At 42.6% G+C, this 23,884-nt stretch carries 21 protein-coding genes; 18 read left to right on the top strand and 3 right to left on the bottom strand.

All coding sequences use genetic code 11. From position 1 onward, the window contains the following. Positions 1 to 36 precede the first annotated feature (36 nt). The 5 genes from EL241_RS08670 (at position 37) to EL241_RS08650 (ending at position 3,513) form a co-directional block, all read left to right on the top strand. Positions 37 to 984: a LacI family DNA-binding transcriptional regulator gene (locus EL241_RS08670; RefSeq protein WP_036106368.1), complete on the top strand. Its 948-nt coding sequence runs from the start codon at positions 37 to 39 to the stop codon at positions 982 to 984. 137 nt (positions 985 to 1,121) lie between these two features. Beyond that, positions 1,122 to 1,484: an iron chaperone gene (locus EL241_RS08665; protein ID WP_036106371.1), complete on the top strand. Its 363-nt coding sequence runs from the start codon at positions 1,122 to 1,124 to the stop codon at positions 1,482 to 1,484. 6 nt (positions 1,485 to 1,490) lie between these two features. Beyond that, the gene (locus EL241_RS08660; RefSeq protein WP_036106372.1) at positions 1,491 to 2,057 is read left to right on the top strand and encodes an LOG family protein; all 567 of its coding nucleotides are present in this window, start codon (positions 1,491 to 1,493) and stop codon (positions 2,055 to 2,057) included. Between the two features lie 87 nt (positions 2,058 to 2,144). Beyond that, complete coding sequence (locus EL241_RS08655) at positions 2,145 to 2,969, top strand: DUF817 domain-containing protein (protein WP_052009190.1); 825 nt, start codon at positions 2,145 to 2,147, stop codon at positions 2,967 to 2,969. Continuing rightward, a complete protein-coding gene (locus EL241_RS08650; protein ID WP_036106375.1) occupies positions 2,905 to 3,513 on the top strand; it encodes an SMI1/KNR4 family protein in 609 nt (202 codons plus the stop codon). Before EL241_RS08655 ends, EL241_RS08650 begins: the two co-directional genes overlap by 65 nt. 31 nt (positions 3,514 to 3,544) lie before the next feature. On the opposite strand, the gene EL241_RS08645 is transcribed toward EL241_RS08650, so the two are convergent. Continuing rightward, on the bottom strand, positions 3,545 to 4,306 hold the full coding sequence (locus tag EL241_RS08645) for a class I SAM-dependent methyltransferase (protein WP_052009191.1): 762 nt from the start codon (positions 4,304 to 4,306) through the stop codon (positions 3,545 to 3,547). 104 nt (positions 4,307 to 4,410) lie between these two features. Between EL241_RS08645 and EL241_RS08640 the strand changes: the two genes are divergently transcribed. Then, entirely contained in the window at positions 4,411 to 6,132 is a 1,722-nt protein-coding gene (locus EL241_RS08640; protein WP_036106378.1) for an ABC transporter ATP-binding protein, read from the top strand. Continuing rightward, complete coding sequence (locus EL241_RS08635; protein ID WP_036106382.1) at positions 6,129 to 7,967, top strand: ABC transporter ATP-binding protein; 1,839 nt, start codon at positions 6,129 to 6,131, stop codon at positions 7,965 to 7,967. Before EL241_RS08640 ends, EL241_RS08635 begins: the two co-directional genes overlap by 4 nt. Before the next feature lie 39 nt (positions 7,968 to 8,006). Here EL241_RS08635 and EL241_RS08630 read toward each other — a convergent pair whose 3' ends face one another. After that, a complete protein-coding gene (locus tag EL241_RS08630; RefSeq protein WP_003755180.1) occupies positions 8,007 to 9,350 on the bottom strand; it encodes an Nramp family divalent metal transporter in 1,344 nt (447 codons plus the stop codon). A 168-nt stretch (positions 9,351 to 9,518) separates the two neighbouring features. Here EL241_RS08630 and EL241_RS08625 point away from each other — a divergent pair, with 168 nt between their 5' ends. From EL241_RS08625 to EL241_RS08600, 6 genes are all read left to right on the top strand, one after another. Then, complete coding sequence (locus tag EL241_RS08625) at positions 9,519 to 10,610, top strand: nitric oxide synthase oxygenase (RefSeq protein WP_036106385.1); 1,092 nt, start codon at positions 9,519 to 9,521, stop codon at positions 10,608 to 10,610. 80 nt (positions 10,611 to 10,690) lie between these two features. After that, positions 10,691 to 11,401 carry a DUF975 family protein gene (locus EL241_RS08620; protein WP_052009192.1) on the top strand — a complete coding sequence of 237 codons (711 nt, stop codon included), beginning with the start codon at positions 10,691 to 10,693 and terminating at the stop codon, positions 11,399 to 11,401. A gap of 76 nt (positions 11,402 to 11,477) precedes the next feature. Beyond that, on the top strand, positions 11,478 to 12,299 hold the full coding sequence (locus tag EL241_RS08615; RefSeq protein ID WP_003755187.1) for a glucosaminidase domain-containing protein: 822 nt from the start codon (positions 11,478 to 11,480) through the stop codon (positions 12,297 to 12,299). A gap of 230 nt (positions 12,300 to 12,529) precedes the next feature. Beyond that, positions 12,530 to 13,360, top strand: coding sequence for a glycoside hydrolase family 73 protein (locus tag EL241_RS08610; RefSeq protein WP_052009193.1), 831 nt, complete (start codon positions 12,530 to 12,532; stop codon positions 13,358 to 13,360). 79 nt (positions 13,361 to 13,439) lie between these two features. Further along, a complete protein-coding gene (locus EL241_RS08605) occupies positions 13,440 to 14,522 on the top strand; it encodes a M42 family metallopeptidase (RefSeq protein ID WP_036106387.1) in 1,083 nt (360 codons plus the stop codon). 15 nt (positions 14,523 to 14,537) lie between these two features. Continuing rightward, positions 14,538 to 15,296, top strand: coding sequence for a TrmH family RNA methyltransferase (locus EL241_RS08600; RefSeq protein ID WP_003755194.1), 759 nt, complete (start codon positions 14,538 to 14,540; stop codon positions 15,294 to 15,296). A gap of 42 nt (positions 15,297 to 15,338) precedes the next feature. Here the strand turns inward: EL241_RS08600 and EL241_RS08595 are convergent, their stop codons facing one another. Continuing rightward, entirely contained in the window at positions 15,339 to 15,692 is a 354-nt protein-coding gene (locus tag EL241_RS08595; protein WP_036106390.1) for a DUF6054 family protein, read from the bottom strand. A 129-nt stretch (positions 15,693 to 15,821) separates the two neighbouring features. Between EL241_RS08595 and EL241_RS08590 the strand changes: the two genes are divergently transcribed. From EL241_RS08590 to EL241_RS08570, 5 genes are all read left to right on the top strand, one after another. Then, complete coding sequence (locus tag EL241_RS08590; RefSeq protein WP_036106392.1) at positions 15,822 to 16,154, top strand: winged helix-turn-helix transcriptional regulator; 333 nt, start codon at positions 15,822 to 15,824, stop codon at positions 16,152 to 16,154. Between the two features lie 345 nt (positions 16,155 to 16,499). Further along, positions 16,500 to 17,558 carry a phenylalanine--tRNA ligase subunit alpha gene (gene pheS, locus EL241_RS08585; protein WP_036106395.1) on the top strand — a complete coding sequence of 353 codons (1,059 nt, stop codon included), beginning with the start codon at positions 16,500 to 16,502 and terminating at the stop codon, positions 17,556 to 17,558. Beyond that, a complete protein-coding gene (gene pheT / locus EL241_RS08580; RefSeq protein ID WP_036106397.1) occupies positions 17,552 to 19,957 on the top strand; it encodes a phenylalanine--tRNA ligase subunit beta in 2,406 nt (801 codons plus the stop codon). The genes pheS and pheT overlap by 7 nt, the downstream gene beginning before the upstream one ends. 121 nt (positions 19,958 to 20,078) lie before the next feature. After that, a complete protein-coding gene (locus EL241_RS08575; protein ID WP_052009194.1) occupies positions 20,079 to 20,558 on the top strand; it encodes a MarR family winged helix-turn-helix transcriptional regulator in 480 nt (159 codons plus the stop codon). Then, positions 20,555 to 23,770 carry an MMPL family transporter gene (locus EL241_RS08570; protein WP_036106399.1) on the top strand — a complete coding sequence of 1,072 codons (3,216 nt, stop codon included), beginning with the start codon at positions 20,555 to 20,557 and terminating at the stop codon, positions 23,768 to 23,770. Before EL241_RS08575 ends, EL241_RS08570 begins: the two co-directional genes overlap by 4 nt. Positions 23,771 to 23,884: the final 114 nt, after the last annotated feature.

The raw sequence follows: 23,884 nt of genomic DNA, 5'->3' as shown, positions 1-23,884 counted from the left end.
TTTCATGTCAATAAAATAGTTTGGAGATGGTGTAATTTGGTTAATATTCGCGATATTGCGGCGATGAGTGGTGTGTCGAAATCAACTGTTTCAAGGGTGATCAATAATAAAAAGCATGTTTCCGCTGAGATCCGTGCCAAGGTGCAGGCTGCTATTGAGCAGACGGGGTATCATGCGAATGGAAATGCGGTCAAGCTGAGCAGTGGGAAAAATTTCACCTTAGGGGTGACATTGCCTTACAATAATGCATGTTATGATAATCTGATCAACAGTATTCTTTATCATACAAAGGAGCGGGGCTATCAGGTACTGCTGCTCCCGACTTATTACGAGGAAGATACAGAACAAGCGTATTATGTATTACTGGAACAAAAAATGATCGATGGGTTGATTTTGACTTCGCGTTCCAGCAATAATTTGGATTGGGAAGATTTGAAGAAGAAGGGCCGGATCGTATCCGCCGAAAAAATAGCAGCCGGTGGCCTCTCAATGATTTATCCAGATAGGAAAAGGGCCTATGAAGATTTATTTTCAAGACTTAGGCAAGCGGGCAATACGAACGTGGTTTTCACAGTGAAGCGTGGCCCACGGCTCAGTACTAGCGCAAAAGATAAAATCGATAGCTTTGAAAAATATTATGGTGCTGCAGTTTTAGGACGCGATTATTATACGGAGATCGAAGGCTATAAGGATGGCGCTAAGTGGGCGACTGCGACCTTTGAAAATAAGACGGTCCCTGAAGTGATCTATGCTAATGGAGACGATACTGCTGCGGGAATTATTTCAGGCTTGAATAAACTTGGATTTGTCCATAAAACAGATTATCAGATCATTGGAGAAGGAAATGCGGCTTATAGTGAGTTGCTGGCTTTCTCGACAATTGATTTTTTACCGGCAGAAATAGGAAAAGACGTGGTCGATTTTATTTTGTCAGAAGAAAAAAGGATTACGATCTCTAAAAATCCGGTTATTATTTGGAGGTGAATGCTACCAACTTGAATCGACGTCAGTCAAATAAGGCGATCTATTTTAGCCGAAATCAAATAGATATTACTTCTCCCGTTTGAAAAATTCAAGTATAATTCAATCAACACATAGCAAAAGGATTGGAGCGATGAAAGTTGGAAAAAGCAAAAAGTGTAGATGCTTATCTTGACGCGGCTACTGAACCAGCCCGATTGATTATGCAGGAACTGCGCGATACTATCCAAACGACTATCCCAAACTGCGAAGAACAGATCAAATATAATGTCCCCTTTTACAATTATCATGGGGAATTCGTTGGTTTTTCCGTCCATAAAAAGCATGTCAGCTTTGGTTTTGGTGCGGATGTACTTTCCGAGGAAGCACGAATGAAGCTGGAAGAAGCAGGCTATAAGCTAGGAAAAGGAACGCTGCAAATTCGATTTGATCAACATGTACCAAAGGAAGCGGTCAAACAGATTTTACGAAAGAAAGCAGAAAGTATAGAAGAAAGAAGGTAAAACACCATGCACGTTGCTATTTATTGCGGGGCAAGTGCCGGAAATGATCCGGTGTATAAAGAATGCGCGGTCAAGATCGGGAAGTGGTTAGGCGAAAAAGGACATACACTTGTTTATGGTGGTGGCCGTACAGGACTGATGGGCGAGGTGGCTCAAGCAACTTTGGAAAGCGGTGGGAAGGCGATCGGCGTCATGCCTGCCTTCTTGAAAGAACGTGAATTAGCATATGATGGGCTGACAGAGCTTCATATCGTGGATACCATGGATGAACGTAAAAAAATGATGATGGATATGGCTGCGTGTTATGTTGCTTTACCAGGTGGCCCCGGCACGCTTGAAGAAATAACGGAAGTAATCTCTTGGGGCCGGGTAGGACAACATCAGAATCCCTGTGTTTTCTTTAATGAAAAAGGATACTATGATGGCGTCAAGCATTTCTATCAGCAAATGGTCACAGAAGGATTTTTAACACAAGTAGATTTCGAGAAAATATTATTTACAAATTCTACCGAAGAAATTGAAGCATTCAAACGGAATTATCTCCCGCCCGTCATTCGAACCTATACCAAATAAAGCATTAAGATTTTTCCAAGAAGTTTAATTTTGGCAGCAATTCGTGTTATTTGTGCTATATTTGGTGATATGCGAGGTGGATACAACATGAAATATTTGGTAGCTTTTACCTATAAACAAATCAGCTGTTGCTTGTTCCCTGTACTGCTGTTTGCTTCTTTGGCGGTGACGAAAGTTGTTCATGTGCCGGGCGTCTATCGGTATGATCTCCTGCTTTATATCGCGATCTTGATCCAAATTATTTTGATCAAGACGGGGTATGAATCTTGGGAAGAGGTACGGATTATTTTCTTATTTCACATTGTCGGGCTTGGGCTTGAGATATTCAAGATCCATATCGGTGCTTGGAGCTATCCGGAAGCGGGGATTTGGAAGGCTTGGGATGTGCCGTTATATAGCGGTTTTATGTATTCGAGTGTCGGGAGTTATATTTATCGGGCATGGAAGGTACTTCAGCTGGAATTTGAGAATTGGCCGAATAAATGGGTAACAGGATTACTTTGTCTAGCGATTTATGGGAACTTTTTTACGCATCACTACATGTGGGATATTCGCTATTTACTGATTTTTTGGATCATATTTTTATTTCGGAGAACGAATGTCCATTTTGGATTACTTGAAAAGCGGTTTTATATGAATGCAAGTGTAGCATTTCTCTTGATCGGGATATGCATGTGGATCGCGGAAAATATTGCCAGTTTTTTTGGTGCTTGGATCTATCCGAACCAAGAAGCAGGCTGGCATCTCGTTCATTTAGGCAAGATCTCCAGTTGGTCGTTATTGATTATTTTGAGTATCTCACTGGTCTATTATGCACGAAATGCAAAAGCTAGAGGAGGAAATCAGTATGAACGAGGCACAAGTTTATTTACAGGGATTAAAAAAATTTTTGCCAAGCGCAGTATGGACTGAATTACAGGTAGCAAACGGCGCACCACCTGAAGAGTTAGCATGGCTTCGCGAGGCGTATCCTGCTGTTCCAGAACCATTAGTGCGAATGCTAAGCGAAATAAACGGTACCTATCATCAAAAATACGGAACAGAAACGATCGCGATCCCAATTTTAGGGTCGGATCTAGACGCCTATCCTTACTATTTAAAATCAGCCGAACAGATCGTCGCAGATAAAAGCCTATCTTATCATCAAGAAACGATTGCTCAGCGCTATGCGGAATGGATCGGGGATGATGAGATCATTCAAGTAGACGAGAAGATCCACTTGGATGTCCCAATGGGCGAATGGCTATGTTTTTCCGACTGTATCAATAACGGCGGGACTTCAAGTTTATATCTGGATTTTTCACCGACCGAAGCAGGAAAACAAGGGCAAGTAATTCGCTATCTACATGATCCAGACAGTTTTAAAGTGATCGCGCCTGATTTTGGTAGTTATTTGGAGATGATTCGAGGCGGGTCGTATGCTTTTACGGAAATTTTTGAAGAGGATCGGGAGTAAAAAAAGCTTTCTCACGCTGAGAAAGCTTTTTTTATTTATCCAGTGTCCCCAGATAAACAACGGTTTGATTTGCTAAGCGTAATTTCCCGCCTGTTTCGTGGCGCCGAAAGAGCTTGATCAAGGCATCTACAAACGCGGGGTAACTGGAATCATTTTCTGTTGGGGCATAAGAAGCGGAGAGATTACGTCCGATAAAGGTTTCCAATGAATAAAAGAGGGGATTATCAAACTGTAGGACTTTATAATTTTCGTGACCGAAGAAAGTATGAATCTTCGCACTATCATCACCAATTCCATTACTTAAACCTTGATACCCAGGGCAATGCGCTTTATTGAGTTGCTCCAATTCCTGAATGATCGGGTCTTTCAGATCACGCCTATTCCAAATCAAATGAACGGTACCAGCGGGTTTCAAAATACGGCGGCACTCTGCTTGAAAAGCAAGTGCGTCGAACCAGTGAAAGGCTTGGGCGGTCGTGATCAAGTCGATCGTAGCAGCTGGGATATGAGTATTTTCTGCCGTGCCGCTTTGGAATGTAAAGTTTGCGAAACGTCGCAGATCTGTTTGGAGAACGCCGGCCATTTCTTCATTTGGTTCTACGGCGGTAACTTGAAAATCATTATTCAGCAGTTGGGCTGTCAAAATGCCAGTTCCAGCACCGATGTCAGCAATTTGTGCCGTGGGAGCATATTCTTTTTGAAGGAAATCAAGATAGGATTTCGCATAAGAAGGACGGTATAACGCATAATTATGCGCTTTGTTTGTAAATTTACTGTAGTCATTGGACATCATTATCACAGCTTTCTATTAGATTTCACAAGCGATTTGCTTTTATTTTGGTGTTAAAATTAGTACTATACATATATGTAATTAAATACATAGAAAGAGGCAAAGTCATGGGCAGAATGTTTCAATTTATCAAACCATATAAGATAGCAGTCATCATGGCTGTCTTGATGAGTTTATTAGAACTATCCGTAGAATTAACACAACCGCTTATTTTATCCAGGATCATTGACCACGGCATTATCGGCAAGGATATGCGCACGATCTATGTTTGGGGCGGTATTTTAGTTGGAATGGCTGTGCTGTCATTGGCAGCAGGAGTGATCAATTCCTTTTACTCTGCACACGCCGGGCAAAATTTCGGACTTGATTTGCGGAGAGCGATGTACAAAAAGATCCAGTATGCGGATTATGCGAGTTTACAACACTTTTCATCGCCGTCGTTGTTAATAAGATTAACAGATGACGTCACACAAATCCAACAATTCTTCTTTATGGGGATGCGTTTTTTACTACGCTCGCCTTTGTTGGTTATCGGCAGTGTGATTGTTTCGCTTGTGGTAAACTTTCGATTAGCACTGGTGCTTTTATGTGCGATCCCACTAGCAATTATTCTGTTGCTGTTTTTAGTGAAGCGCGGGATCGTCACATTTGAATCGGCGCAGGCACATCAAGACGAAGTAAACCATATCATGCGTGAAAATTTGATTGGTGTAAGATTTATGAAAGCTTTTGTACGTAAAAAACAAGAAACGGGCCGCTTTGTGGAAGAAACGGGTAGATTGACGAACGTAACGGTCTATGCGATGCGTTTGATGCAGGTCATTCAACCAGTAACCTTATTTTTGATGAATATCGCTGTTATTATTGTGGTCTGGATCGGAAGCAAGCAGATCGACCTCGGTAATATGGAGCTTGGTAATACAGTTGCGATCATTAACTATGCGATGCGGATCAGCAGTTCGCTCTCCATGATGTCCTTTATGGTGATGGCTTATTCGCGCGGACAGGCTTCGGCGAAACGGATCTGGGATATGTTAGATCATATCGAAGAAGAGGAAACCGATAGCGGTGCGGAACTGTCTGCTTTTAAAGGAGATTTGGCATTTGACAACGTTTCGTTCCATTATCCGGAAATGAATCGACTGGCACTTAAAAATATTTCATTTAAAGTAGAAGAAGGCGCTACTGTTGCTGTTTTTGGAGCGACTGGTTCCGGGAAGACAAGTTTGTTCAACTTGATCCCAAGGCTCTATGAACCGAGTAAAGGGATGATCAAACTTGGCGGACAGCCGATCCAAGATTTATCACTGCAAAGTTACCGGCAGCATATTGCTTATGTGGCACAGGAAACGCTGTTATTCAGTGGGACGATCGCTGATAATATTTCTTGGGGAAGCACAGGGGCGCCATTTACAGAAATCGAACAGGTGGCGAAAGATGCCCAGATTCATGATCGGATCGTCCAGCTTCCTGATGAATATGAAACGCGAGTGGGACAGCGCGGTACCAATTTGTCTGGTGGCCAAAGACAGCGGATCGCGATTGCACGGGCACTGCTGACAAAGCCGGATCTGCTATTGCTCGATGATGCGACTAGTGCACTCGATGCCACGACAGAAGCAAAATTACTTCGAGTACTCCGAACTTATCCGCAGACCACGATTTTGATCACACAAAAAATCGGTTCGGCGCGCGCGGCCGATAAAATCCTCTTTTTAGATAAAGGCGCAGTTCTGGGATTTGGAACGCATGAAGAATTGATGGCAGCCGTGCCGATGTATCGCGATTTGATCCAGTCGGAAGCGCAGAAGGGGGCTGAGAACGCATGAAAGAAACACTAAAAACACCTTTTCAATATGAAAAACTAAATGTCCCCTTAGCGAAGAGCGGCAAGCGCTTGAAAACAGATAATTTAAAGGCTGGTTTCAGCAGTACGGTTTTCAGAGTATGGCATTATTTGACAAGTTTTCGATTGAAGTTGCTGCTGGTGATCTTCATGGTCATCATCAATGTAGCTGCTACGATCTTAGGACCATTCCTAATCGGGGAGATCATTGACCATTATCTTGTTCCGTTCCACGCTGAACAATTGCTGATGATGCTGTTTATCACACTATCCGTTTACTTTCTGCTATCAGCCAGTACTTGGTTTGAAAACTATTTTATGATCGATGTCGGTCAGCAGACTGTTTTTAACCTACGGGAAGAATTATTTGTTAAATTTCAAAATCTGCCAATGGCATTCTTTGAAAAACGGCAAAATGGTGATCTAATGAGTCGGATGACCAATGACATCGATAATGTCGGCCGTTCACTCAATGATTCGATTATTGAGATCTTATCCAGTTTGCTCACATTTGTCGGTATCTTATGTTTTATGCTGTATTTGAGTCCGATCCTAACGTTGATCAGTTTAGTCGTTATCCCGATCATGTACTTTGGGATGCGCTGGATCACGAAGCGTACAAGTGTTTATTTCAAAGAGCAACAGCGGGAATTAGGGAAATTGAATGGCTTTATGGAAGAAACAGTTTCCGGCCAATTGACGGTCAAAACATTTCACCGCGAGGAACAGACGTTGAAGGAATTTGACGAACAAAGCATGCTCTACCGAAATGCCGGCTTTTGGTCGCAAATCTTTTCCGGGATTATTCCAAAATTGATGAATGCTCTGACAGCATTTGGTTATGCGATCGTTGCCTTTGCTGGTGGTGCGCTAGCGCTTCAACCGCACACGGGAGTAACAATCGGAATGATCGTGGTATTCCTTGAGTATGTGCGTCAGTTTATCCGACCGTTAAATGATCTGGCTAATCAATTCAATGCGTTATTGTCGGCAGTGGCTGGAGCAGAACGGGTCTTTGAGATTTTAGATGAAGAACCGGAAAAAGATGCTGCTGATGCGATCCAGGTAACATCAATCGAAGGACAGGTCGATTTTGAAGCTGTTTCATTTGGATATGATGATAATGAGATTCTGCATGAGGTTTCTTTGCATGCTAATAGCGGGGATACGCTCGCTTTAGTCGGCCCAACCGGCTCAGGGAAAACAACGATCATCAGTTTGCTTTCGCATTTTTACAAACCAGATCATGGGATTGTTAAGATCGATGGCATCGACTTACAGAAAATAACGAAAGAAAGTTATCGCCGGCAGTTGGCATTTGTTTTTCAAGAAACATTCCTGATCCGCGGTACAATTGCAGAAAATATTCGTCTCGGCAAGCCTGATGCGACGCAAGAAGAGCTAGAAGCGGCTGCAGAAATGGCGAATGCAGATAGCTTTATCGAGGAACTGCCGGATAGCTATGAAACCTATCTAGAACAGGATGGGGCGGGGATCAGTCAAGGTCAACGACAGCTTCTTTCGATCGCCCGGGCATTTTTGGCTAATCCGCGGATTTTGATCATGGATGAAGCGACTAGCAATATCGATACGGTGACGGAGATGAAAATCCAAGAAGCTATGCAGCGCTTAGCTTCCGAGCGAACTACGTTTCTCGTTGCTCACCGTTTGAACACAGTGCGTCAAGCAGATCAGATCTATGTCTTGGAAAACGGTTCGATCAAAGAGCACGGCAACCACGAGGTACTGATGGAAAAACGAGGATATTACTATGAACTGTATCAAAATTATCAGCAAAGTAATAGTATTGAAGTATAAAAAAAGCGTGATTTGCGATAAACAAATCACGCTTTTTTGTTATGAAAATGTTGTGAAAATCAGCCAAATATTAAGTAGTGTCAAAATAACCGAGATACCCCAAGCAATCCAGTTTGTCACTTTGCTGTTGCTAAATTCCCCCATTAATTTCTTATCGCTAGTAAACATGGTGAGTGGAATGATCGAGAACGGTAGAGCGATACTTAGGAAAACTTGTGTATAAATCAATAGTTTTTCGACGACTGCTTCTGTATCTCCAAAGATGATGATACAGATGATGACGGGGATGATCGCAACGACACGTGTGATCATTCGACGTGCCCACATTGGCATCCGCATATGGATATAGCCTTCCATAATGATTTGTCCAGTCAATGTCCCGGTGATCGTTGAGTTTTGCCCGGAAGCAAGCAAGGCGACGGCGAATAGAACACTTAACGCAGGACTCGCAATCGCGCCGACAATCGAATTATCGTTCAAAGCCCGATATAGCTGACCGAGTGTATCAAGCGGTCCGTCATAACCGAAGAATAAGGAAGCACCGAGGATCAATAGTAGACAGTTGATGATAAAAGCGATCGTCAATTGAATGTTGGAATCGATCGTGGCAAATTTGATTGCTTCTTTTAACGATTTTCGATCCGTCCGATCATATTTTCTTGCTTGGACAATCGAAGAATGCAGATAAAGGTTATGCGGCATGATCGTGGCACCAACGATACCAAGAGCGATCAAGAGCGCTCCTTTATTCGTGACGATCTCAGGCTTTGGAATAAAGCCACCGAAGATTTCTGATACTGCCGGACTGGAAATAATCACTTCATATAAAAAGATAACTAAAATAGTGGCGATCAGCGTCGCAACGATCGCTTCGATTTTCCGGAAACCGAATTTGGTTAATAATAAGAGCAAGAATACGTCTAAAACAGTAATAAATACACCTAACAAAAGCGGCAGATTAAAGAGTAAGTTCAATGCTACAGCACTACCAATTACTTCGGCGATATCAGTGGCCATAATAGCAAGTTCGGTAATCAGCCAGAGGGCGATCCCCCATTTTTTCCCTGCTCTGATCCGTGTGACTTGAGCAAGATCCATCCCCGTTACAATACCTAGTTTTGCGGACATCGCTTGAAGCAACATCGCGATCAGACTGGAAACTAAAATTACTGTTAAAAGCAAGTAACCAAACTGTGCGCCACCAGCAATCGATGTCACCCAGTTTCCGGGATCCATATAGCCGACTGCTATCAAGGCTCCAGGTCCAGAGTAGGCAAATAATTTTTTCCAAAAGCCGGCATTATGCGGGATGGATACAGTATTATTGATTTCAGCTAAGCTAAGCCCATTTTCTGTTTTAGTAAATAAGCGATTTTCTTTCATGGTCAAAACTCCTTTTTCAGGGAACTAAAAAAGTTTCCCTCGTGCAACTAATACCTATTTTACATAAATTTTTTCAAAATGCAAGTAAAACATTTTAACAGCCCAAACAATCTAGTGTAGAATCCACTATATTCATAGTATACTAAAGGAATAATAGGAGGATAGGCAATGACTATATATCAAGAAGCCCAAACATTTTTAACCAGGATGTATCAAGAAAAACAATATTCAGCTGAAGCATTGAAAAACAGGCTACAGACTGTCATGCAAGAAATAGAAGCAACAGGAACATACACACATACCACTGAAGAGTTGGAAAGCGGTGCGAAAATGGCGTGGCGCAATAATAATCACTGCATTGGTCGGTTGTTTTGGAATACCCTCCAAGTAGTGGATGCGCGCGAAGCAGATACGCTAGACAAAGTGAAAGCGTATTTGTTTTCTCATTTGGAAAAAGCGACTAATAATGGAAGAATCAAACCATATATTACAATATTCAAACCAGATACAGTCAAAATCTGGAATCACCAATTGATCCGCTATGCTGGTTATCGTGCTGGAGAAGAGCAAATCGGTGATCCGCATTCCAATTCGTTCACCGAATTATGCCTGAAATTAGGCTGGCAAGCTCCGAAAACAGATTTTGATATCTTGCCACTACTTGTACAAGTCGACAGCAAGACACCGCCTAAGCTGATCGATATCCCGCAAAAACTTGTAAAAGAAGTGCCGATGACGCATCCGGATTATCCGGCATTTGATGCGCTGGGATTAAAATGGTATGCAGTACCGATCATATCGGATATGGTCTTGGAGATCGGTGGGATCATTTATCAAGCAGCGCCCTTTAACGGCTGGTATATGGAAACGGAGATCGGCGCGCGTAATTTTGCTGATGAAGATCGCTATAATCTATTACCTCAGATGGCAGATATTATGGCATTGGATAGAAAAAGAACCGATACATTATGGAAGGATCGTGCCTTAGTGGAACTGAATGTTGCCGTGCTGCATTCCTTTCACCAAGCAAAAGTACAAATCGTTGATCATCATACCGCCGCTAAACAATTTGGTACTTTTGAAGAGAAAGAATTAGCTGCCGGAAGGGAACTGACGGGCAATTGGGCCTGGCTGATCCCGCCCGTATCGCCAGCAACGACAGCGATCTTCCACCGTCGTTTTGATAATACGATCAAAAAGCCAAGCTTCTTTTATCGGAAAAACGGAAAAAACGAATTAAAATGTCCGTTCCCACATTAATCATTTCTTTAAAGTATTTTTAAGATTTTTAGAAAAGATTCTTGTATAATAGAAGGAAAATGATAAAAAGGAGTTTGGAGATGAAGATTAATCAAGTAAAAAGGGATGCAAGACCATTTTTAAAGGGAAATTATCTCACATTGCTCGTCACGATGATTGTCTATATTATTTTGTCAGGAGATCAGATCTATATTGAGTTCAACGATATTTCTCTTTCCGGTCTTATAAGTGATAAAATCACAGATTTATTCGTAAGTAATCAGATATTGGGTAGTCTGCTATTCTTATTCTGGATCTTTATATCGGCACCATTAAATTATGGAAAAGATGGGTATTTTTTAGAAGTAATAGAAGGGGACAAGCCGAAAATTTCGCGATTGTTTCAAAATTTCACACGCCAAACATATTTTCGCTCGTTAGGGCTTGTCTTACTAACAATACTTTATACGTTGCTATGGTCATTGCTTTTTGTTATTCCAGGAATCATCAAAGGATTTAGTTACAGCCAAGCAAATCGTATTGCCCGTGACAATCCGGAACTGACTGCGAATCAAGCTATTACCCAAAGTCGTGAAATGATGGACGGCTATAAATGGAAATTATTTGTCATGTATATCAGTTTTCTGTTATGGTATATCCCCGCTATCATACTTTCGTTTTTTGGGTTAGCTATCGCACCAACTGTGTTACCTATCCTCGCAACCATTGTTGCAGTAGCGACCGGAATTTTGATCAGACCCTATTTTGAAACAGCAAATGCAATTTTTTATACCCGCGCTAAACAGCGTTAAGCAGTATTAACAAAGGAAGTGAATCAAACTGGTACGGAAAAGAATTTCTAAAAAGCAAAGACAGAAGCGCAACTGGATGACAATTGGAATTCTCTTGTTTTTGATATTGGTTGGCGTTATTGCTTCCTTTGTTAGGCAGCAATATCTCATTATCACAGCGCCAAAACCTGATCCTGCCTATCATACGAAAGAACAAAATTTTATCAACGAATTATCCGTTCATGCGCAGGAGATCCAAGCTAAGCATAATATTTTAACAAGTGTGACGCTTGCGCAGGCCATCTTGGAATCTAACTGGGGCGAGAGTGAGCTAGCAAGTAGCGCCAACAATTTGTTCGGTGTGAAGAGCACGACTAGCAAACCGCATGTCAGCATGAAGACCAAGGAGTTTGAGAAAGGAAAGTGGAAAGAGATCACCGCCAATTTCCGAAAATATCGGGATTGGGAAGAGTCGCTGGATGATCATGCCGCATTGTTCCTAAATGGGACTTCCTGGCACCGCGATAAATATCGTTCTGTCATTACTGCGAAAAATTATAAACAAGCCGCACACGCGTTGCGGGAAGCTGGCTATGCCACTGATCCAGGCTATACGGAGAAATTGATCGAGTTAGTGGAAAAGTATCATCTTGAAAAGTATGACCGGATCTCGGATAAAATCTACTATAACGCAAAAGCGGACCGGCAAGCGAAAGTGAAAGCTGGAGTTGATGAGACGATCTGGTCAAGGCCATATGGATTGAAAGGAGCCCAGCCGTTAGAATCCACCAAATACTACCAGCGTGACAAATTACAGATCACACGTGAAGTGAAAACCGATAGCGGCGTCTGGGTACAATTACATCAAAAAGACAAAAATATCGGCTGGATTCAATCCAAATACCTAGAAAAGAAATAAAATACACTGACTTATTCATGAGCAAAAAGTCCTAATATGGGCTTTTTGCTTTTTTTATTTTCAAAAAGAAACCGTTAGCAAAGGGTTTAAGCAGAAAGATTCGTTCTTCTTTGTAATATTTGTAACAATAAAGAAAAGTATATGACAGAAATATTTTGATAGAATGAAGTGGTTGTCAAACGAGAGTAGTAATTATTTCAAATCATGAAAGGAATGTGCAAACAATCATTATGCTAAAACTTGTAAAAAAGCATATTGTTATTCTAGGGATCAGCTTATCCATTACGATGGTAGCCTGTCCAGTTGTTTCAGAGGCACGAACAACTGCAGAAAACAATAAGCAGGAAAGTTTCATAAATGAGATTGCGCCTTACGCCAAAAAAGTTCAGCATGAACATCATATTTTATCAAGCATCATCATCTCACAAGCAATCTTAGAATCTAACTGGGGCACAAGCAAACTTGCAAAACAAGGAAAAAATCTCTTTGGAATCAAAGGTGCTTTCAAAGGGAATGCCATTTATCTACCTACCAAAGAATTTCGAAAAGGGAATTGGATCGCGACTAATGCTTCTTTTTGTGTTTATCCGAGCTGGTATGAATCACTAAGCAGTCATGGCGAACTTCTTGGAAAAGGTCCAAGCTGGAACCGCAATCTCTATAAAGGCTTGGTAAACGAAACAAATTACAAAAAAGCCGCAGCTATCATCGGCAAATCCGGTTATTCTTCTGATCCGGATTACACAGAAAAATTAATTTCGCTAATTGAGAAATTTAAGTTGCAACAATACGATAATGATCTTGTCGCAGAAAAACAAAGCCGCAAAAATCTTGTCGACTTTGCTGGGATCTTTCCGAGAAAATCTATGTTGACCACGGTGCAGTCAGATACTCAATTTGCACAAGCTGCAAAATTAGGATTGACGATCAGCAGTCCACTACGTTTTGAACGGAACTCTGTCGGACGCACGCAAGTGACATACAAAGTCACGCATCCATTCCAATCGAGCGCGAATTTATTAGTCGAGGCTTCCATTACAAATGGGATGATTTTACGCTGATAAAAGCATGAAAGTTCGTCTTCGCTCTAAAAACTGGTATAATAAACGAAACAATAGGTTTTTAGGGAGGAATAAGTAAATGGATGAACAATTAAAAATGTTGAAAGCATTGACAGATGCGAAAGGTATCCCGGGCAACGAGCGCGAAGTTCGAGAAGTTTTTCGCAGCTACATAGAACCAGTAAGCGATACATTTAAACTAGATGGACTAGGCAGTGCGATCGCTGCAAAAGTCGGCGATGCAGAAGGGCCGAAAGTCATGATCGCGGGTCATTTGGATGAAGTCGGTTTTATGGTCACACGAATCGATGATAAAGGCTTTATTCGTTTTCAAACAGTAGGCGGCTGGGTGTCACAAGTGATGCTGGCTCAAAAAGTAACGATCGTTACCCGTTCCGGTGAAGAAATCGTTGGGGTGATCGGTTCGAAGCCACCACACGTTATTTCTGCCGCAGAACGGCAAAAGGCATTCCCGATCAAAGACATGTTTATTGATGTCGGCGCCGTGGATAAAGAAGAAGTAGAAGGTTTCGGGATCAGACCGGGCGACATGATCGTGCCTAGCTTTGATTTCACCGTTATGAAAAATGAAAAATTCTTGTTGGCGAAAGCATGGGACAACCGTATTGGTCTAGCGATCGCGATCGAAGTGTTGAAAAACCTGCAAAAAGAAAAACATCCTAACACAGTCTACGGAGTGGGAACTGTGCAAGAAGAAGTCGGGACACGCGGGGCGCGAACATCGGCTCATTTCATCCAGCCAGACATCGGTTTTGGTGTAGACGTTGGGATCGCTGGTGATACTCCAGGCGTTACCCCAACAGAAGCTACAAGCAAAATGGGGAAAGGCCCGCAGATCATTTTATATGATGCCACTATGGTAGCGCATGCTGGACTTAGAAATTTTGTTACCGATGTTGCAGATGAACTGGGGATCCCCTATCAATTTGAAGCGATCCCAATGGGCGGAACAGATTCAGGCCCGATCCATTTGACTGGTGATGGTGTGCCATCATTATCGATCACGATTGCAACTCGTTATATCCATTCGCACAGCTCGATGCTTCACCGCGATGATTTTGAAAATGCAGTAAAACTGATTACGGAAGTAGTGAAACGCTTAGATAAAGAAACAGTGAGTGCCATTCGCTTCGGTAAATAAAGGAGAACACAAAAAATGGAAGTAATTACTTCATTACAAAACGTGCACGTGAAGACATGGAAAAAGCTACAAACTCGAAAAGGTCGGCAAAAATCGGGGCAATATCTGGTCGAAGGCTTTCATCTGGTGGAAGAAGCATTAGCGCAAGATGGGCTGGTAAAAGAAGTCATTTATACCAAAGACACGATATTACCATTTTCGCTGACAGAAACAGCTTTTGATGTATATGAAGTAACGCGTGAAGTCAGTCATGCGATCAGCGATACTAAAACCGACCAAGGCGTTTTCGCTGTAGTGGAAATGCTGGAACCATCGATCCTGATGTTATTCGGCAAACGCTTTTTGTTGGTAGATGCGGTTCAAGATCCGGGCAATGTCGGAACGTTGATCCGTACTGCTGATGCAGCTGGGTATGACGCCGTTGTCCTAGGCCGCGGTTCGGCAGATCTTTATAATCCGAAAGTTATTAGAAGTGCGCAAGGTAGCCACTTTCATATTCCTGTTATCCAAGCGAATCTGTTAGAATGGATCGGTGGTCTGGAAGAAGAGGGTGTCCCTGTGATCGGTGCCTTGCTGGATGAGCATGCAACGAAATTAGAAGATATCGGTCCAAAAGAGACACTGGCACTGGTAGTCGGCAATGAAGGGGCTGGAATATCAGCTCCGATCGTGGAACGGCTATCCGAGCGTGTCTACATTCCGATTTATGGGAAAAGTGAATCACTGAATGTAGCTGTTGCAGCTGGAATATTGATGTACGGTATCCGTAAATAAAAAACGAGCTCGCTTATTGACTAGGCGAGCTCGTTTTTTCTATTAATCAGGTGACTTTTCCTTATTACTGATCAGTACAGGCTTCAGTGCATCTGTAATCGTTTTTAGATAATTTTGAGCCGCGCCCCAATCGAACTTGAAGATCATACTTTGGGAACTGCCTGTCGAAATGGCAGTAACCTCCGTTACCCCGCTGAAATTGTGGATCGTGATGAATAAGGCGATCCGGTTACTCGTTCGAATGTAATATTGTTCGCAGGCGATCGTGGCCATTTTTTTGTCATCTCCAAAGTCGCGTAACTCCTTAAAGACAACGGAATCCATACTTTGAGAGAGACGGATCATTTGGTAGGTTTCTTCAACAGAACTCTTGACGACATATCTTCTTGTGGGCATTTTCCTCAACCTCCTTGCTTTTATTTTATGACGGAGAAAAGGATAATTCAAGCCTTTGTTTTCACTTACAAAAAATAACTAAGTTACTTTTTTATGGTTTTGTGGTATACTATTAGTGAGGTGATAAAAATGGCTGAAGCACATAAATTATGTCCAAAGTTTGAATCTGCCTTTCAGATCTTAGGCAAAAGATGGACTGGTTTGATTATCAGCGTATTGATGTCTGGACCGATGCGGTTCAAGCAAGTAGCTTCCGAGATCGAACCAATGAGTGATCGCGTTTTAGCAGAACGTTTGAAAGAACTAGAAGAACTTGGACTTGTAACACGCCAAGTATATCCGGAGACGCCTGTGCGGATCGAATATGAACTGACAGCAAAAGGCAAAGACTTGCAAAAAGTAATGCAAGAAGTACAATGCTGGGCGGATAAATGGATCGACCCAAATCAAGTTACAGCATAATTAGAGATGAGAAGCGCTTGAAAGTTTAGGGGAAATATACTATAATCAAACTTGAATACGAATAAAAACGTAGATGGAGACAAGTATCTGCGCCAGGGACCAAAGAGGGAATAGAAGCCATAGACTGGAAGCTTCTAAGGTTATCCGCGCATGAGAAAATTTCAACTCCGGAGTTGCCCGCTGGGGAATGCGATTCTGCATGAAAAGCAGGCCGGTATTGATACAATGCCGTTATGAACGATGAGAGAAGGCGATTTTTTTGCCTTTAATTGGGTGGTACCGCGAGCTAAACCTCGTCCCTTTGTGGACGAGGTTTTTTTATTTTGAAAAAAGGAGTTGTTGAGAATGCTAGAACAATTAGAAGCGATTCAAACAGAAGCGATCCAAGCGATCGAACATGCTGCTGACTTGAAACGTTTGAATGAAGTTCGGGTCGAGTATTTGGGTAAAAAAGGCCCCATCACAGACATCATGAAACAAATGGGGAAACTTTCCGCAGAAGAACGTCCGAAAATCGGGGCAGCGGCCAATATCGTCCGCAATAAAATCACAGAAGCAATAGAAGTAAAACAAAAAGAATTGGAAGAGGCAAAGTTAAATGCCCAGCTAGCGAATGAAACAATCGATGTGACCCTTCCAGGCACACAAGTGGCAGAAGGCACACCGCATTTGCTGACACAAGTAATCGAAGAAATGGAAGATATGTTTATTGGGATGGGATATTCGATCGAAGAAGGTCCAGAAGTGGAACTTGATTATTATAATTTTGAAGCGCTGAACCTCCCGAAAGAACATCCCGCACGCGATATGCAAGATAGTTTCTACATTACAGAAAATACATTATTGCGTACTCAAACATCGCCAGTTCAAGCTAGAACAATGGAAAAACATGACTTCGCCAATGGCCCGATCAAGATCATTTGTCCGGGAAAAGTTTACCGCCGCGACAATGACGACGCGACCCATTCCCATCAATTCACGCAAATCGAAGGATTGGTAGTAGGCGAGAACATTACCTTCGCAGATTTGAAAGGAACGCTTACGGTACTTGCAAAACGAATGTTTGGCTCTGAACGCGAGATCCGTTTACGCCCATCTTTCTTCCCATTCACAGAACCATCCGTGGAAATGGATATTTCTTGTTTCAAATGCGGCGGCGCGGGCTGTCGTGTTTGTAAGGGCACTGGCTGGATCGAGATCTTAGGTGCTGGAATGGTGCATCCTCGCGTGCTGGAAATGTCCGGTATCGACTCGAACAAATACAGCGGCTTCGCATTCGGACTTGGACCAGAACGTGTAGCAATGCTGAAATATGCAGTCGATGATATTCGTCATCTTTATACGAATGATCTTCGTTTTATCAAACAATTTGCAGTGAAAGAAACGGGGGAATCAACATGTTAGTATCTTATAACTGGGTAAAAGAATATTTCCCAAACTTAGAACTTTCAGCCGCTGAACTCGGTGAAGCGATCACACGCACGGGAATCGAGATCGAAGGCGTGGAAGAACTTGGTAGTGCGATCAAAAATATCGTGGTCGGTGAAGTTATCAGCTGTGAGAAACACCCTGATGCGGAAAAATTGAATAAATGCCAAGTCGATGTTGGCGAAGAAACAGTCCAAATTATTTGCGGTGCTCCAAATGTAGCTGCTGGACAAAAAGTAGTTGTTGCCAGAGTCGGTGCACGTCTTCCGGGCGGTGTTAAGATCAAACGGGCAAAATTGCGCGGTGAAGTTTCGGAAGGAATGATCTGCTCGCTGACAGAACTTGGTTTTGAAAGCAAAGTTGTGCCGAAAGCCTATGCCGATGGTATCTTCGTGCTTCCAGAAATGGCAACAGTTGGAGAAAACGCAGTGCTATTATTGGGACTGGATGATGCGATCCTAGACATGGCGATCACGCCCAACCGCGCCGATGCGCTCAGCATGAACGGCGTTGCGAACGAGGTAGCTGCGATCGTAAACGAAAAACCACAACTGGCAGAGCAACCCGATATCAGAGAAACAGGCGATGTGGCAGATTATATTTCCGTTTCGATTCAAGATCGCGAGACAACAGATTATTATGGAATGAAAATCGTTCGGAATATCCAAATCAAAGAATCACCAATGTGGCTCCAAACTAAATTGATGAAAGCAGGCATCAGACCACTTAATAATGTAGTAGATGTTACCAATTACATCAATCTATTATATGGACAGCCATTGCATGCTTTCGACTACGACCGTCTAGGCAGCAAAGAGATCGTAGTCCGCTTGGCTACAAAAGGAGAAAAAATCCAAACGTTAGATGGCGAAGAACGGAACCTTGCAGAATCACATACAGTGATAACAAACGGTTCCGAAGCACTTGCGATCGCCGGAATCATGGGCGGCGCTTCCTCCGAAGTTACTGATGGCACCACTACGATCGCATTAGAAGGCGCGATCTTTGCCAGCAGTTTCATTGGAAAAGCTTCTCGGGAACTTGGCTTGCGCACGGAAGCAAGTATCCGTTTTGATAAAGGATCCGATGCTTGGAAAGTGGAAGAAGCATTAGCACATGGCGCTTCATTGATCGCTGAACTTGGCGATGGGGAAATGATCAGTGGCTATGCGGAAGTAGACAATCGCAAGGCATACGAAAATATCGTTACCACATCGATCTCGCGGATCAATGCGCTACTAGGTATCCAAATTTCCAAAACAGAATTGACGACGATTTTCGAGCGTCTGCAATTTGAAGCAAGTATAGGCGAAGAAGAAGTAGCCGTATACGTGCCGTCAAGAAGATGGGACATTGAACTAGAAGCAGATATTTTAGAAGAAGTAGCTCGCATTTATGGCTATGATAATATCCCTACTACGCTACCAAGCACGGCCACAGCAGGATCACTAAGCATCGAACAACAGAATCGCCGTTTAGTTCGACGCTATTTAGAAAGTGCCGGACTGAACCAAGCCCTTACCTATTCACTTATCAGCGAGAAAGACGTGAACCGCTTCGCATTGAAAGAAGCGGCCGCAGTCAAAATCGCCATGCCGATGAGCGAAGAACACAGCGAGCTTCGTACTAGTATCGTCCCTGGCTTACTGCAAGCTGCTAGCTATAATGTAGCCCGCAAAAATAAAAACGTTGCTTTGTACGAAACAGGAGCTGTTTTCTACAAAAACGAGGGTGACAATCTCCCGGACGAAATCGAACACGTAGCAGGATTGATAACAGGAGAATGGCAGGTAAATGATTGGCAAAAACAAGTAAAATCTGTTGATTTCTTTGTACTGAAAGGAATCGTGGAGGGCTTACTGGCAAAACTAAATGTTAAAGAAACGATCCAATTCGAATCGATCCAAAAAGCTGAAATGCATCCGGGAAGAACAGCTCGGATCTTATTAGGTGATAAGGAGATTGGCTTTATCGGCCAAGTACATCCACATACTAGCAGCACCTATGACTTAAAAGATACGTATGTTTTTGAGATTCGACTTGCCGACTTGCTGGCAGCTCCGAAAAACGCAGTTGTTTACCAAACGATTTCCCGCTATCCAGAAATGAGTCGTGATATTGCGATTCTTGTAGAGGAAGAAGTGACCAATCAGCAAATCGAAACCCTGATTTATGAATATGGTGGCAAACAACTTGCTAACGTGGAAATTTTCGATATCTTCGCAGGCGAAAGCGTAGGGGCAGGCAAAAAATCAATGGCTTACTCGCTGACCTTCAGTGATAAAGAACGTACTTTGGTAGAAGAAGAAGTAACCAAAGCTGTGGAAAAAGTTACGAATGCCTTGCAAGAAGAATTGCAGGCAACGATCCGTTAATGAATTTGAAAGAATCCTTTCTATCGTAGAAAGGATTCTTTTTTTTGAAAACCTAAGCTTCCAGGGTTGCTTTTTCAGAAGGATACCGTTAAACTATAAAATAGTTAAGGGGGTGTCCTTTTTGGAAAAGGAAAAAATCAGTCGACTGATCGAGAGTTACATGGATACTTATATTTTTGCTTTAAATAGTATTCATCAACTGATTGCAGATACTTCCATGGGAGGTTCCGATCTGTCACTCGAACAGTTTTTCACATTGCGGGAGATCGCTTCTAACGATACGATCAATGCAGGCGACATCGCCAAAAAGTTTGCGGTAACAAAAAGTGCGATCGCAACAAAGATCAAACGCTTAGAAGAAAAAAACTACATACAAAGACAGAAAAATCCGGAAGACAAGCGTGAGATCCTTTTAAAGATCACAGATTCAGGCCACGAAATTTACATCGAATACGAGCAACGGATGGAAGAATTTGTTTCTAAGTGGGTAGAAGCTCTGGGCGAAGAAGATAGTGAAGCATTTATTGCTTTATATAAAAAACTGAAAGAAAGTATCATTCAGGTTGATCAAGGAAGTAGATTCAAGGAGGAAGATAAATGAAGTGGATTATGAAATTCCGGTGGGTCATCTTGGCACTCTGGATCGCTGGTGCTGTCATATTGATGTTCACAGCTCCAAACATGGCTGATTTAGTAAGAGACAAAGGGGAAGTCAAACTTCCAGATGGTTATTCTTCCACCCTTGCAAGTGATTTGCAGAAAAAACACAACCCCGATTCTAAAGGGGAGGATTATATTGTCGTTTATCATGCCGATAAAGCATTAACAAAAGCAGATAAAGACAAAATCGAAGCGACACAATCGAAAATCGAAGACAATAAAGCAGACTATCATGTCGAGTCGGTTGTAAATAGCTTCAAACACCCAGAATTAAAAGATGAATTTTTGTCGGATGACAAGAAAACATTATTGGCAACGCTGACAGTGGATGCTGGGAATACACCTGTCAAAGAGATCAGAGATAAATTAGAGGATGCAGTTTCTGTCAAAGGGTTAAAAACCTATCTGACTGGGAATGCGCTGATCCAAGAAGATGTAGTCCAAAACTCAGAAAACGGTCTGCATAAAACAGAAGGAATCACAGTCATCTTTATTTTAGTAGTTCTTTTCCTTGTTTTCCGTTCTGTCATTGCTCCATTTATTCCATTACTTACAGTTGGGCTTACATTTGTCGTTTCCCAAAGCGTCGTTTCTTTCTTAGTAAAGTATCTGGATTTCCCGATCTCGACATTTACCCAGATATTTATGGTCTGCATCCTCTTCGGTATTGGGACAGACTACTGTATCTTGCTGATGAGCAGGTTTAAAGAAAGTATCAGTAGCGGGCAAAGTGTAGAAGATGCTGTAACTGAAACGTATCGCACAGCCGGAAAAACCGTTTTATACAGCGGGATCGCTGTACTTGTGGCTTTCATGTCGCTATGGTTCGTGAAATTCGATCTTTACCGTTCAGCAGTTGCTGTTGGTGTAGGGATCGTGGTGCTCTTACTCGCACTTTATACGATCGTGCCATTCTTCATGCGGACGATCGGTCGGGCATTATTCTGGCCACTAAACAAAAATATTCAGCATAAAGAAAGCAAGGCATGGGGCGCAGCAGGAGCATTTGCACTGGCAAGACCATTTATCGCACTATTGATCGTAGCAGTCATTACATTGCCACCGATCTTCTTGCATAAAGGAGCAGAATCATTCAATTCACTCGATGAATTAAGTGACAGCTCTCCAGCTAAAAAAGGATTTGAAGTCGTTTCCGACAGCTTTGGTGCAGGACAAGTATCGCCAACGCAAGTCTTGATCGAAAATGATGACAACTTAAAAACACCTGAATACATCGCTCAAATCGAAAAAATATCCGATGACCTTGCAAGTATAAAAGGCGTGGATATGGTCATGAGTGCCAGCCGTCCTGCCGGAACACGTCTAAAAGATATCTATGTCAATCAACAAGCTGATAAAGTAAACAGTGGTGTGAAAAAAGCAAATGACGGTATCGGCGACGTCAAAGACGGTTTGAAAGAAGCCGGTTCAAAATTAGAAAAATCCGGTCCGCAAATGGATCAAGCAGTATCCGGTATCGATAAACTGCAAGACGGTACGCTGTCCACCAAAGACGGCCTCGGTAAGTTGCAGGATGCCCTGAAACAAATCTCGACAGGGATCAAAGGCGGCAGTGACGGAGCCGGTCAGCTAAAAAGCGGTATCCAAACGGCAAAGGCTGAACTTGGCAAACTGCAAAGCGGCAATCAAAAAATCCTTGCTGGCTATCAAGAAGTCGCAAAGAATTTGGATAATATCAACAAACAGCTAGATCAATCTGCTAATCCAAGCGGAGATATGCAGATTGATACCTCAGCGCTCGAAAATCAATTTAAGAAGATCGGGGCTTCCCTGCAAAAAGTAGCTGCTGCTCATCCAGAACTCGCAAACGACCCTAATTTTGTTCAATTATCAAAAGATGTACAAGGTCTAAACGGAGCCGGTCAAGCTTTCCAAACACAATTGAAAACAGCGATCGGGAAACAAATGGCGCAGATCCAAGGGCAAATGAAACAGTTGAATAGCGGTTTGAAATCTTTGTCAGGGGCGATGAAAGAACTAAATGCGCAATCTGCAAAAGTAAATGCCGGACTCGGACAATTCGGCAGCGGACTTGATCAAGTTTCAAACGGCTTGGATCAGCTAGAATCTGGACTTGATAAAGCCGGCAACGGTCAAGACCAAGTTATCAGCAAGATTCCGCAGATCCAACAGGCACTAGATCAAATTGCATCCGGACAAGGAGACTTGAAAACGGGCTTTGGCAATATGAATGATCAGATCGGCCAATTATCTGGAGGATTGAAATCTGGAGCTAACGGTCTCGGTAAAATCCAAAACGGGCTCGATTCCGCAAATGGCTTGATCGATGACTGGTCGAAAGAACCATACGCGAATTCCGGAATCTACGTTCCAAACGAGATTTTCGACAATCATGATTTTAATCAGGCACTTGATCAATACATCTCGAAAGATGGCAAATTGGCAACAATCAATGTCGTGCTGACGAAAAATCCATATTCCAATGGAGCAATGGAAATGACCAGTACCATCAAAGATCGCCTAGATGCGAGTCTGCAAGGAACGAAACTAGAAAATGCTCACATTGGCATCGGCGGTATGGCAAGTAACAATCATGATACGAAAACAATGTCGACACATGACTATAATCTAGTTCTGTTGATCGTTCTTGCAGCGGTATTTGTTGTCCTTGTCATTGTACTCCGCTCACTCGTAATGCCGATCTACTTGATCGCATCCTTGGTATTAACTTACTTCGCAGCAATCGGCTTTACCGAGATCATCTTTGTTCGTCTGCTTCATTACAGCGGACTGACTTGGGCAACGCCATTCTTCGGATTTGTTGTACTAGTCGCGCTAGGAATCGATTACTCGATCTTCCTAATGATGCGCTTCAATGAATACAACGGCATGCCGATCAAAGAACGGATGCTATTATCCATGAAAAATATGGGCGGCGTCATCTTCTCCGCGGTCATTATCTTAGGTGGTACTTTCGCAGCAATGATGCCAGCAGGAGTACTTTCCCTCTTGCAAATCGCGACCGTCGTCTTGATCGGACTTGTGCTATACGCGATCCTCTTGCTACCGCTATTCGTACCTGTTATGGTTCGACTTTTCGGCAGAGCAAACTGGTGGCCGTTTATTACGAGGAAGGGCGATCATCAAGAAAATAGTCATCATCCAAAATAACCTAGCAAACCCGAGGAAATTATTCCTCGGGTTTTAGCTTGACTAGAAATGATTCGATTATGTTTTCTCTTTTTTCTAACTGCTATTTTCGATATAATAGAAGAAACATTACGT

This window comes from Listeria grayi, assembly GCF_900638015.1.
Taxonomy (GTDB): domain Bacteria; phylum Bacillota; class Bacilli; order Lactobacillales; family Listeriaceae; genus Listeria; species Listeria grayi.
Note: the sequence above shows the minus strand (reverse complement) of the source record. Positions and strands in the feature narration are given on the sequence as shown.